The organism is Myxococcus sp. CA023 (assembly GCF_010998615.1).
GTDB lineage: Bacteria > Myxococcota > Myxococcia > Myxococcales > Myxococcaceae > Myxococcus.
The window spans coordinates 81,433-93,714 of the sequence record NZ_JAAEAH010000010.1 but is presented as its reverse complement, the minus strand read 5'-3'; the positions used below and the strand labels follow the sequence as shown (position 1 = coordinate 93,714).

Sequence of the window (12,282 nt, the reverse complement as noted above, 5' to 3'; positions counted from 1 at the left end):
GACCATCCATGGGCTGGCCAGATTCACCGGAAAATTCCCGGAACCACACATGACACTGAGTGCGAGCAAGGCACGCAGTGCGCGTTTTCAGGCTCTTCCGAACAACCCCTTGAGCCACCCCATGAAGCCCTTCTGCTTGGGTACAACAGTCACACTGACAGCAGGAATCGAGGGCACGGGAGCCGACGAAGCGGGCCGAACGAGCACCTGCCGCGCGGCCGACGCGGCGGCGGCCGTGGCCATGGGCACCTTCACCGGAGCGGATGGCCCCGTGGCCGTGGCCCCCGCGTGGCCCGCGCTCCGTGCCGCGGCTGCCGGACCAGGCGCCGGCGGCGTCTCCGGCTCGACCTGCGCCAGCCGCGCCTTCACGGCCTCTGGGGTGTCGCGCGTGGTGAAGGTGCTCGTCACCTCGCGGCCCGACGAGGCCTCGCGCGCGGTGACCTTCAGCAGCGACTCGTTGCTGACCTCGAAGGTGACGTTCACCTGCACGGCGCCACGCGGGAGCTTCGGCAGGCCCTCCAGCTTCAGCGTGCCCAGGTACTCGTTGTCAGCGGCCTTGTCGGAGTCGCCCTGGAACACCGTGAGCTCCAGCTCCGTCTGGCCGTCACGGTGCGTGGCCAGGGTGTAGCTCTTGGTGGACGGCAGAGACGTGTTGCGCTCCATCACCGCCTTGAAGCGGCCACCGGGCAGGCCCACGCCAATGGCCATGGGCAGCACGTCGATGAGCACCACGCCTTCCAACTGCCCCAGGCTGTGCGCCAGCAGCGCCGCGCCCAGCGCCACGGCCTCGTCCGGGTGCACGCCCTTGCTGGGCGGCTTGCCGAAGAACTTCGTGATCTTCTCGTGCACCAGCGGGAAGCGGCTCTGCCCACCGACGAGGATGACCTCGTCGATGTCCTGCGGCGTCACCTTCTTCGCGCGGAGGACCTCCTCGCAGACCTGGAGGGTGCGATCCACCAACCCCTCCGTCAGCTCCACCAGCTTCTGCCGCGAGAGCATGACGTCCAGGTCGCACGGCTTGCTGTCGATCATCGTCACGAACGCGACGTGCACCCGCACCTCCGAGCGCTCCGACAACGCGCACTTGGCGCGCTCAGCCGCGTCGTTGATGCGCTGCAGGGCCACCCGGTCCCCTTGGAACGCGCGGCCCGTGGTCTTCTGGAACTCGTCCAGGAGGTACGTGACGAGGGAGGAGTCGAAGTCGATGCCGCCCAGGAACGTGTCGCCGCCGGTGGAGATGACCTCGTAGACGTTGTCGTTCAGCTCCAGCACCGACGCGTCGAAGGTGCCACCGCCCAGGTCATAGACGAGCACGCGCTGGTTCAGCTTGCGGCCGTAGCCATAGGCCAGCGCCGCCGAGGTGGGCTCGTTGAGGATGCGCTCGATGTACAGGCCCGCCAGCTTCCCGGCCTCGCGCACCGCCTGGCGCTGGTTGTCGTTGTAGTAGGCGGGGACGGTGACGACCGCGCGGGACACCGGGTGGCCCAGCTGGTTCTGCGCCACCTCCCGGACCTCCCGGAGGATGAGCGCGGAGATCTGTTGGAGCGTGTAGACGTGCTCGCCCAGCTTCACGCCCGCGTCGCCATTCTCACTGGCGGCGATCTCATAGTGGAAGCGGTCCTTGAGCTGCTCCACCACCGGGGACGCGAAGGGCCGGCCCACCAGCCGCTTGGCGCCGTACACCGTCTGGCGCGGATTGGTGAGCATCTGCCCCTTGGCGGGGTGGCCCACCACCAGCTTGCCGCGCGTGTTGACGGCGATGATGGAGGGCACCGTGTTGTGGCCCTCGCGGCTGGGCAGCACGCCCGGCTTGCCGTTGCGGACGTAGGCCGCGCACGAGTTCGTCGTCCCCAGGTCGATGCCGATGACGACACCGGCGCGCTTGGGGTCCTCCGAGCTGAGGTTCAACGCCGCGTTGGAGATCATCCGCGGCGGCGCGGCGGGTGCCTCGGCTGAAGCACTGCCTGGCACGGGGGCCGGCGCGAAAAGCTCGGCGGCGAGGGCGATGGGCGCCTGCTCCGTGGGTGTGACGGTGTAATCCGCCGGCCCTACATTGGGAGGAACCGGGGGAACATCCGATTGGGCGTGGGGCAGGGTGACGACCAGCGAATCCAGGAACCGACGGGTGGGCGCATCCGCGTTCAGGAAGCGCAGGCCCATGCCGAGCACGCCCTGGCCGCCCTGGCCTGTGACGTAGTGAACGACGGCCGCCGCGTGGATGATGCGTTCCCCGCCCGCCAGCTTGAGATCCAAGGTGACGGCCGTCCCCGGTGGCTTCACCGCGCGTGCGCGCAGATAGATGCCACCCCGGGTCACATTCGGGCCGTACTTCGCCAGGAACTCCTCGGGCGTCGCGAAGGGCAGCTTCACGACGAGCCCGACCGCACCCTGATTCGAATCCGTCAATGCCCGGTTCCTGAGACGCGAGGGGATACTGGGTTGCGATTATCGCCCGAACTCCGAGGGAACGGGCGTCAAAATCAGCGCCCTTCTCCGTTGCGCCGGGGCAGCGTACCTCGTATGGAACCGCACCCGCGGGCTGTGGTGCCCCGCGGGCACCTGCTCACGGGAGCGCCGCTCATGCTCAACCCCGATATCCGGCTCGCCCTCACTTTCGACGACGTACTGCTGGTCCCGGGCGAGAGCTCGGTCGTCCCCAAGGACGTCGACCTGACGACCCGGCTCACCCGCAATCTCCGTCTCAACATCCCCCTCCTGTCGGCGGCCATGGACACCGTCACGGAGTCCCGGACCGCCATCGCCATGGCCCAAGAGGGCGGGATTGGTGTCATCCACAAGAACATGACGCCCGAGCAGCAAGCGCTCGAGGTCCTCAAGGTCAAGAAGTTCGAAAGCGGCATGGTGGTGGACCCCGTCACCATCGAACCGGAGGCCCCGCTGGGCCGCGCGCTGGAGCTGATGCGCATTCACGGCGTGTCCGGCATCCCGGTGGTGAAGGGCCAGCGGCTGGTAGGCATCGTCACCAGCCGCGACGTGCGCTTCGAGACCAACTTCACCCAGAAGGTGGAGTCGATGATGACGCGCAAGCTCGTCACCGGCCGCGAAGGCATCACGCAGGAAGATGCGCAGAAGCTGCTGCACGAGCACCGCATCGAGAAGCTCCTCGTCGTCAACGAGGCCTTCGAGCTCAAGGGCCTCATCACCATCAAGGACATCGAGAAGCGCCGCACGCACCCCAACGCGGCCAAGGACGGCATGGGCCGCCTGCTGTGCGCCGCCGCCGTGGGTGTGTCCGCGGACCGCGAGGCCCGCGTGGAGGCGCTCATCAAGGCCGGCGTGGACGTCATCGTCGTGGACACCGCGCACGGTCACTCCACCGCGGTGCTGGATGGCGTGCGCGACACCCGGAAGAACTTCCAGGGCTTCGAGCTCATCGCCGGCAACGTCGCCACCGCCGAGGCCACCCGCGCGCTCATCCAGGCGGGCGTGGACGCGGTGAAGGTGGGCATCGGCCCCGGCTCCATCTGCACCACCCGCGTGGTGGCCGGCGTGGGCGTGCCCCAGGTGACGGCCGTGGATGACTGCGTCCGCGAGGCCCAGAAGCACGACGTGCCCGTCATCTCCGACGGCGGCATCAAGTACTCGGGCGACATCGTCAAGGCGCTGGCCGCGGGCGCCAACACGGTGATGGTCGGCTCGCTCTTCGCCGGCACCGAGGAGTCCCCGGGCGACGTCATCCTGTACCAGGGCCGCAGCTACAAGAGCTACCGCGGCATGGGCAGCCTGGGCGCCATGAAGCAGGGCGCCAAGGACCGCTACTTCCAGGCGGACGTGGAGGCCGTGAAGCTGGTGCCCGAGGGCATCGAGGGCCGCGTGCCGTACAAGGGCACCCTGGCGATGAACGTCCACCAGATGCTGGGTGGCATCCGCAGCGGCATGGGCTACGTGGGCTGCCGCACCATCGACGAGCTGCGCACCCAGGCCACCTTCGTCCGCATCACCTCGGCCGGACTCAAGGAGAGCCACGTGCACGACGTCATCATCACCGAGGAAGCGCCGAACTACCGCGTCGGGTAATCAGGAGGGCGCCAGGAGCGCGGTGGCCCGTCCTCCCGCGCCGCGCCCCGAGGCCATGAAAAAGGGCCCGCGCCTCTCGGCGGGGCCCTGGGTGTCCAGCCAGAAACGGCCGGAGCGTCCTTACCGGCCGCGCTTGCGGCCACCACCCGACGCGGGGGCGGACTCATCGGCCGCGGGGGTCGACGGGGCCACGCGCTTCTCCGCGGCGTTCACCTGGTTGAGCAGCGTGTCCTTGTCGTCCGGCTCCAGCGTCTCGATGGCCTGGCGCAGGGTGTTGAAGTCGAGCCGGGCGATGGTGACGGTGTTGCCGCCCTTGATTTCCTGGACGGTGGGCACGCCCACCAGCTCCCTCATGTAGGTCTCGAACTCCACCCGGACGTCAGCCGTCTGCTGGATGCAGTTGTCCTTGGCGTTGACCAGGTGCTGGGTGCCCTCGCGGTAGCTCAGGTCCGGGTTGCGGTTCATCGCATCCTCGAACGTGGCGGTCCGCTTGCGGAGGGAGGAGTACAGTTCGATGTAGTCCACCAGCCGGTCCGTCTCCGGCCGGTTCACATTGCGTGCCTTGATGAGCGCCTCGGTGGAGTCCTCACAGGTGAGCTTCTCCAGCTCGGCGGCACCCGGCATCTCCTTCGCGGAGAGATTCTGGGTTTCGCGGTCCAGCCGCTCATCCGAGGAGATCTCCTTCACGCATCCGGTGGCGGACAGCAGGAGTAGGGTCGCAGCAGCGGTAGGGGCGGACAGGCGGCGGAGCATCCAGGCCTCGAACAATTGAAGGTACTTGGGCGTTGTATTCCGGAAGTTTGTAGCGATAAGGGCCCCCAGCCGTCAACGACGCCCCTCTTGGAGACTCCCAGGTGGACCTGCACGCCGAAAAAATCCTGATCCTCGATTTCGGGAGCCAGTACACCCAGCTCATCGCGCGGCGCGTCCGCGAGCTGGGCGTCTATTGCGAAATCCACCGCCCGGACCTCCCGGCGGAGGACATCCGCAAGTACGCTCCCCGCGGCATCATCCTCTCTGGCGGCCCGGCGTCCGTGGAGGCCCCGGACTCCCCACGGTGCGACCCGTTCGTCTTCGAAGCCGGCGTCCCCGTGCTGGGCATCTGCTACGGCCTCCAGCTCACCGCCAAGCTGCTGGGCGGCAAGATTGACCGGAGCGCCCACCGCGAGTTCGGCAACGCGGAGGTGGAGGTGCTGGCCCGCCGCGGCCCATTCGCCGAGTTCACCCCCGGGGACAGGGTCCAGGTCTGGATGAGCCACGGCGACCGGGTGGAGGCGCTGCCCCCCGGCTTCGAGGCCATTGGCCGCAGCGGCAATTCGCCCTTCGCCGCCACCGCCCACACGACGAAGCCCTGGTTCGGCGTCCAGTTCCACCCGGAGGTGGTCCACACGCCGCAGGGCAAGGCCATGCTGCGCGCCTTCGTCTTCAACGAGTGCAAGGTCAGCGGCTCGTGGACGATGAAGGGCTTCATCGACGAGGCCGTGGGCACCATCCGCCGCCAGGTGGGTGAGCACGGCCGGGTCATCTGCGCGCTGTCGGGCGGCGTGGACAGCTCCGTGGCCGCACTGCTGCTGCACCGGGCCATTGGCCCCCGGCTCCAGTGCATCTTCGTGGACAACGGGGTGCTGCGGCAGAACGAGCGCGCCCAGGTGGAGGCGCTCTTCGTGGACCGCTTCCACGTCCCGCTGAAGACGGTGGATGCCCGCCAGCGCTTCCTGGACAAGCTGGCCGGGGTGACGGACCCGGAGAAGAAGCGGAAGATCATCGGCCGCGAGTTCATCGCCGTGTTCGAGGAGGCCTCGCGCGACGTGCAGGACGCGGAGTTCCTGGCCCAGGGCACGCTGTACCCGGACGTCATCGAGTCCGTGTCGTACAAGGGCCCCTCCGTCACCATCAAGAGCCACCACAACGTGGGCGGCCTGCCGGAGACGATGAAGCTCAAGCTGGTGGAGCCGCTGCGCGAGCTCTTCAAGGACGAGGTCCGCGCCCTGGGCCGCGAGCTGGGCCTGCCGGATGAGATGGTGTCCCGCCAGCCATTCCCCGGCCCGGGTCTGGCCATCCGCGTCCTGGGTGAAGTCACCGAGCAGCGCCTGGAGCTGGTGCGGCGCGCGGATGCCATCGTCCAGGAGGAGATTCGCAGCGCCGGCCTCTACAAGGAGGTGTGGCAGGCCTTCGCGGTGCTGCTGCCGGTGCAGAGCGTGGGCGTCATGGGCGACGAGCGCACCTACGAGTCCACCTGCGTGCTGCGCGCCGTCACCAGCGTGGACGGCATGACGGCGGACTGGGCCCGGCTGCCGTTCGCCGTGCTGGAGCGCATCTCCACGCGCATCACCAACGAGGTGCGCGGCATCAACCGCGTCGCCTACGACATCTCGTCCAAGCCCCCCGCGACCATCGAATGGGAGTAGGGCGGTAGGGCGTTTGACGCCCTGACGCGAAAGAGGCTGCCCGGTACATGTGCCGGGCAGCCTCTTCTTGTTTCAGGGGCCCTGGCCGACCGCGCCGGGGCCCCCATCTTCGCCCGAAGGCATTACTTCGCCGGGCTGGCCTTCACGGACGGGATCTTGGTGCTGCCGGGACGCAGCTCCTCGAGCAGCCGCGTGGCGCCGTAGATCTTCGTCAGCGACTCGATGATGGCCTGGCTGTGGACGCTGACCGAGCGGTTGACGCTCTCGTCGAAGCCGTACTCGCCGCCCAGGGACTGGATGTTGCCGTCGAACACGATGCCGACGATCTCCGCGTCCTTGTTGATGACCGGCGAGCCGGAGTTGCCGCCGATGATGTCGTTGGTGGAGACGAAGTTCATCGGCGTGGTGCCGTCCAGCGCCTTCTCGTTCTTCAGCCAGGACTTCGGCAGCGCGAAGGGCTCCTCACCCGTGGCGTGCTCGAAGGTGCCCGCCATCTGGGTGATGGGGCTGACCTGCTTGCCGTTCTCCGAGTAACCCTTCACCGCGCCGTAGGACAGGCGCAGGCTGAACGTCGCGTCCGGATACTGGTTGGTGCCGTAGATTTCGAACTTGGACTTGGCCACCAGCTCGCTGTTCTTGCGGATGATGGACTCGACGTTCTCCTCGTACGTCTTGCGGATGGCGCGCATGTCCGGGTCCACCGCGACAGCCAGCTGAATCATCGGGTCCTTGGAGGCCGCGATGGCCGCCTTGCCGCCCTTGTAGAGCGCCTGGCGGGCCTTCACGTCACGCAGCTTGGTGCCCTTCACCAGCCGGGCGGCCAGCTTCTCCGGGGACTCCTTGCCCAGCACCTTCTTCACGAAGGGGTGGTCGGAGCCCAGCTCCTCGCGCATCTTGGTGAGGCCGAACGTCAGACGGGCAATCTCCAGCTCCGGGTAGACGGGAGCCGGGCTGAACAGCTGGGCCTCCAGCGCCGGGACGTTGGCCTGGTTGAACTCACGCAGGCGCTCGCCGTTCGCCTTCGGGAGCTCCTCGGCGCCGCGCACCAGCGTGCGGGCCACCTGGAAGAGCGTGGAGGACAGGCCGCCGCTGTTCTCCATGAACGTCAGGTCCTGACGGATGTTGCGCAGCTGCGCCTGGGCCTTGGCGATCTCATCCCACGCTGCGGCGTACTTCGTCTTCATCTCCGGGTTGGCTTCGACCTTCTTGCGCAGGTCCTGCTCCGCGGCGACCTTCTGCGCGAAGAACGTCTTGTCCAGCAGGGCCTCGTGACGGCCCTTGAGCGCCTTCACCGAGTTCTCCACGCCGAACAGCAGGTTGGTGGAGATGCGGCGCTGCTCGGCGCCACGGCGGCCGAACTCCGTCAGCATGCCGCGCATCTCGGAGAGCGTCATCAGCGTCTTGGGCAGCACCACGTCACGCTGGAACTCCAGCTCCGCGATGGTGAGGCCACGCGAGGTACGGCCCGGGTGGCCGGAGATGAAGGTCAGCTCGCCTTCCTGAGCGCCCTTGTCGGACCACTTGAAGAAGTTGTTCGTCGTCGCCGGCTTGCCGTCCTCGTAGACGCGCAGGAACGTCACGTCGAGGTCGTAGCGGGGGAACTCGAAGTTGTCCGGGTCGCCGCCGAAGAACGCGATGGCGTGCTCGGGCGCCATCACCAGGCGGACGTCCTGGAAGCGCTTGTACTCGTAGAGGTTGTACTGGCCGCCCTGGTACAGGGTGACGACGTCACAGCGCGCCTTGGCGTTGCCGGCGGAGCAGGCCTGCTCCAGCTCGGACATCTTCGCCTTCAGCGTGTCGGCGTACTTCTTACCGGTCAGGCCCTGGGTGGCCTTGTTCAGCGTCTCCGTGACGTCGGTGATCTTGACCAGCTGGTTGATCTCCATCGCCGGGCACTGGGTCTCCTCGGCCTGCGCCTTCGCGTAGAAGCCGTTGGCGATGTAGTCCTTCTTCGCCGTGGAGAGCTGGTCGATACAGCCGCGCGCGCAGTGGTGATTCGTCATCACCAGGCCGTTGGCGGACACGAAGCTGGCCGAGCATCCGCCCGCCAGACGCGCCGAGGACAGGCGCACGTTGTCCAGCCACTGCTGGGAAGGCTCGAAGCCGTACTTCTCCTTCACCTTCGCGGAGGGAAAGTTGTTGTAGGTCCACATGCCCTCGTCGGCCATCGCGGGAGCCGCGCCGAGGAGGGTGGCAATCACGAACAAACGCTTCATGAAACGGTCCTTTCCAGGGCCATGGGTGTCGCGGTTCTGCGGGAAGCTCCTGGCTGGGTCAAGCCAGTAAAAAGCGGGGAGATTCGCCGGGGAACCCAACATGCAAGCAGGCATCTGATTCCCGCCGCCAGAGGTTGGATTCCGAGGAGAAACCGGCCTTGAACCGGGCCCATTGAGGAACAACGTGGCGCGGAGGAAAAAGTCGCATTCGCGTCAGGATTTCTCCTCAACGCGACGTGTCATCCGGCTGCGTTCCACGACTGGGATTCCGCATCCCAGGCCTGGGACGCGGAAGTCTCGACGTCATTCCTTCCGGAGCGCCTGAAGCGGGTCCATCCGCGTCGCCCGCCGGGCCGGAACCCAGCAGGCGAGCAACACCACGGCCGCGATCAGCGCCGCCACGGCCCCGAACGTCCACGGATCCCGAGCGCTGACGCCGTGAAGCTGGCTTGCGAGCACCTGGGACAGGGCCAGCGCCGCCCCAAGTCCCACCCCGAGGCCCACGGCCGTCATGCCCGCGCCCTGGCCCAGGACGAGCCGGAGCACGTCCGCGGGCCGGGCACCGAGCGCCATACGGACGCCCAGCTCCCGCGTGCGCTGGGCGACCCGGAGCGAGATGACCCCGTAGAGGCCGTAGGCGGCGAGCAGGACGGCGAGGACTGCAAAACCGCCAAGCAGCCCCAGGACGAGCCTGCGCATCGCCAGGGATTCCGAGATGACCTGCTCCAGGGTGAGCGCCCGGTAGACGGGCACGGTGCCATCCACGCGGCGGATGGCCTCCCGGATGGCCGGCAGCAGCGTCTCCGGCTGCACCGAGGTGCGCGTGACCAGGACGAGCCCGTCATCGCCCCAGGGCCTGCCATGGGGGACGTGGAACTCGGCGAGAGGGTCGCGCTCCAGCCCCGCCTGGCGGACATCACCCACGACGCCGACGATGGTGTGCGGCGTCGCCCCGATGCGCAGCCGCTGGCCCAGGGTACCTCCTGCCGGAAAGTGCCGGCGGGCCAGGGTTTCGTTGACGATGACGACGCCGGGCTGGTCCGGCGCGGCATCCAGGGACGTGAAATCGCGCCCCTGGCGCAGGGGGATGCCCATGGCGACGAAGTAGCCCGGACTGGTGGCGCGGCGCTCGGCGCGAGGTTCGTCGCCGGGCTCTGGCAAAGGAGCTCCTTCGACCTGATACCGAGCGTTGTTCCAGGCCCGTTGGATGGGGAGCACGGATGTCATGCCCGCCGCGGTGACACCCGGGAGCGCGCGAACCGCCTCCAGCACCGGCTCCAAGAGCCGTCCCGGCAGCTCCGCGTCCAGGGCGCCGTCCTTGAAGAACCGGTCGTCTGGGATGGACAGATGCAGCGTGAGGACCTGGCCGGGGGCAAGTCCGGTGGAAGTCCCCAGCAGGTGCAGGAAGCCGCGTCCGAGCAGGCCCGCGCCGACGAGCAGCACCAGCGATAGGGCGATCTCCACAACCACCAGCGAGGCCCCCAGGCGACGGCCGAAGCCCGGCACCGTGCTGCCATCGCCCGCGGCGGCGAGCCCGCCACGGACGTCCAGCCGGGAGACCTGGAGGGCGGGAAGCAGCCCGAAGGCCAGGCCGCTGACACTGGTGATTGCGAGGAGGAACAGGAAGGCCGTTCCGTCCAACGCGATGTCCTGGCGCCGGGGCAGGCTCTCCGGCGCCAGGGCGAGCAGCGCGTCCAGGCCCCAACGCGCCAGCAAGGCCGCCAGCACGCCGCCCAGGAACGCCAGCAGGAGGCTTTCGACCAGGAGCTGCTGGACGACCCGGGCCCGGCCAGCGCCCAGGGCCAGACGAACGGCCAGCTCGCGCCGCCGGGTGCCCGCACGGGCCAGCAGCAGATTCGCGACGTTTGTACACGCGATGAGGAGCACCAGGGCGACGGCCCCCAGCAGGACCTGGAGCGGCGCCCGCCAGGACTGCGTCTGGCTTTCATCGAGCGGAATGACCCGGGCGCTCCGATCCCGGTGGGATTCCGCCTGGGCCGCCGCGGAGTTCGCGGCGACTTGCTTCAACTGGGCCTCGGCGGAGGCCAGCGAAACGCCTGGCGCCAGCCGGGCCCGGAGGGTCAGCACCGTGGACCGGGTCCGAGCGGCGGCGTCCGGCGGAGGCACCAGGGGCAGCCAGACGTCCGTGGACGCATCAAAAGACGCGGGCATCACGCCAATGACGGTGTGGGCCAGGCCATCCAGGCTCACGGAACGGCCGAGAACGGCCGGGTCGGCGCCAAAGCGGGCGCGCCAGAGACGCTCGCTGAGGACCGCGACCGGGGCCTGGCCGGGCAGGTCCTCGTCGAGCGCGAAAGTCCGGCCCAGCAAGGGCGGCACGCCATGAACCGTGAAGAAGTCAGCCGTTCCGCGAAGAGCCTGGAGGCGCTCAGGCGCATCCTGGTCCTGGAGGGTGACGCCGCCGCCTGTGAATGCCGCCATGTGTTCGAAGGCCGGGCTGTGTTGGCGCCAGGCCCAGAACGTGGGCCAGGACACCGGGCCGCCATAGCCCTGGGGGCGCACCTCGACGAGACTGACCAACCGCTCGGGTTCCGCGTACGGCAGCGGCCGGAGGAGGACCCCGTGAACCACGCTGAAGATGACGGCGTTGGCGCCAATACCCAGCGCCAGGCACAGCACGGCGGCGGCGACGAAGCCGGGTGAGCGGCGGAACGTGCGGAGCGCGAAGCGAACATCCGCGGCGAGCGAATCGAAGAAGGTCATGGCGGGGCGTCGGGAGTGGAGATCCTGCCGGAATCGACTGCAATCGACGGACCCGAAACCGGCCCGGACGGCCCAGAAACCAGGGCGGGGAACGGCCTGAATCGACCCCAGGTTTCGTGCCCGCTTAGTTTACATAACGCATGTTATCGGACCTTCTTTCAGAGGGAGAGGTCACATCCTGGACGGTTATCCGCGAGCCCATTGCAACCAACCCACGGCCCGGCTGGCTGCCCGGCACTCGGTGCTTTCCGGCGTCCATCCAGGCGCATACCGTGGCCGCCACATGCGTCTTCTTCGATTCGGACTCGTCGCCGCCACCTGCTGTGGCGCTCTCGTCCTCTCGGGCTGCCCGGACAAGCCGGCCGCCACCCCGGACTCAGGGGTCGCCGAGGTCCCTCAGGTCCCCGCGACGCCGCCGCCGACCCGGTTCTCACTCAGCTACCAGGCGCCGCCCAGCGCCCCCGCCGTGGCACCCGCCAACGACGCGGGCGTCGCCAACGACGCTGGAATCGCCGCCGCGGGCCTCACGGAGATCGCCCCGGCCCCCGATGACGCGACCATCATTGAGCCCACGTCGCTCCTGGAGCTCCGGACGTCCAGCCCGCTCAAGAACTACCGGGTCCGGCTGTTCGACGAAGCCGACCGGGCCATGGTGTCCGATGACGACGTCGAGGAATCCGAAACCGGCCTCGTCTACCGAATCCAGCTGCCGCAGCCGCTCAAGTCCGGCTTCAAGTACACCCTGGTCGTGGATGCCCAGACCGGCACCGCGTTCACCGACGGCCTGGGCCGTGACGTCGACGAGTTCCGCCAGTCCCTTCAAATCGCTGGCGAAAAGGAAAAGCCAGCCCCTCCGCCCAAGCCCGCCGGCAAGAAGAAACGCCGTTGAGACTGGG

The 12,282-nt window shown here is 68.3% G+C and carries 7 protein-coding genes; 3 read left to right on the top strand and 4 right to left on the bottom strand.

The window, feature by feature from the left end; all coding sequences use genetic code 11:
- Positions 1-87: 87 nt before the first annotated feature.
- Complete coding sequence (locus tag F8M74_RS06610; RefSeq protein ID WP_141253776.1) at positions 88-2,406, bottom strand: TIGR02266 family protein; 2,319 nt, start codon at positions 2,404-2,406, stop codon at positions 88-90.
- Between the two features lie 174 nt (positions 2,407-2,580).
- Between F8M74_RS06610 and guaB the strand changes: the two genes are divergently transcribed.
- Positions 2,581-4,038: an IMP dehydrogenase gene (guaB, locus tag F8M74_RS06605; RefSeq protein ID WP_141253777.1), complete on the top strand. Its 1,458-nt coding sequence runs from the start codon at positions 2,581-2,583 to the stop codon at positions 4,036-4,038.
- A gap of 120 nt (positions 4,039-4,158) precedes the next feature.
- On the opposite strand, the gene F8M74_RS06600 is transcribed toward guaB, so the two are convergent.
- On the bottom strand, positions 4,159-4,791 hold the full coding sequence (locus F8M74_RS06600) for a hypothetical protein (protein ID WP_225888957.1): 633 nt from the start codon (positions 4,789-4,791) through the stop codon (positions 4,159-4,161).
- Positions 4,792-4,892: 101 nt separating this feature from the next.
- On the opposite strand from F8M74_RS06600, the gene guaA reads away from it, so the two are divergent.
- The gene (gene guaA, locus F8M74_RS06595) at positions 4,893-6,446 is read left to right on the top strand and encodes a glutamine-hydrolyzing GMP synthase (protein WP_141253778.1); all 1,554 of its coding nucleotides are present in this window, start codon (positions 4,893-4,895) and stop codon (positions 6,444-6,446) included.
- A gap of 122 nt (positions 6,447-6,568) precedes the next feature.
- Here guaA and F8M74_RS06590 read toward each other — a convergent pair whose 3' ends face one another.
- Positions 6,569-8,662, bottom strand: a complete 2,094-nt coding sequence (locus F8M74_RS06590) for a S46 family peptidase (RefSeq protein WP_141253779.1) — start codon at positions 8,660-8,662, stop codon at positions 6,569-6,571.
- 303 nt (positions 8,663-8,965) lie between these two features.
- Complete coding sequence (locus F8M74_RS06585) at positions 8,966-11,386, bottom strand: ABC transporter permease (protein WP_141253780.1); 2,421 nt, start codon at positions 11,384-11,386, stop codon at positions 8,966-8,968.
- 283 nt (positions 11,387-11,669) lie between these two features.
- On the opposite strand from F8M74_RS06585, the gene F8M74_RS06580 reads away from it, so the two are divergent.
- A complete protein-coding gene (locus F8M74_RS06580) occupies positions 11,670-12,275 on the top strand; it encodes a hypothetical protein (RefSeq protein ID WP_216619778.1) in 606 nt (201 codons plus the stop codon).
- Positions 12,276-12,282 lie beyond the last annotated feature (7 nt).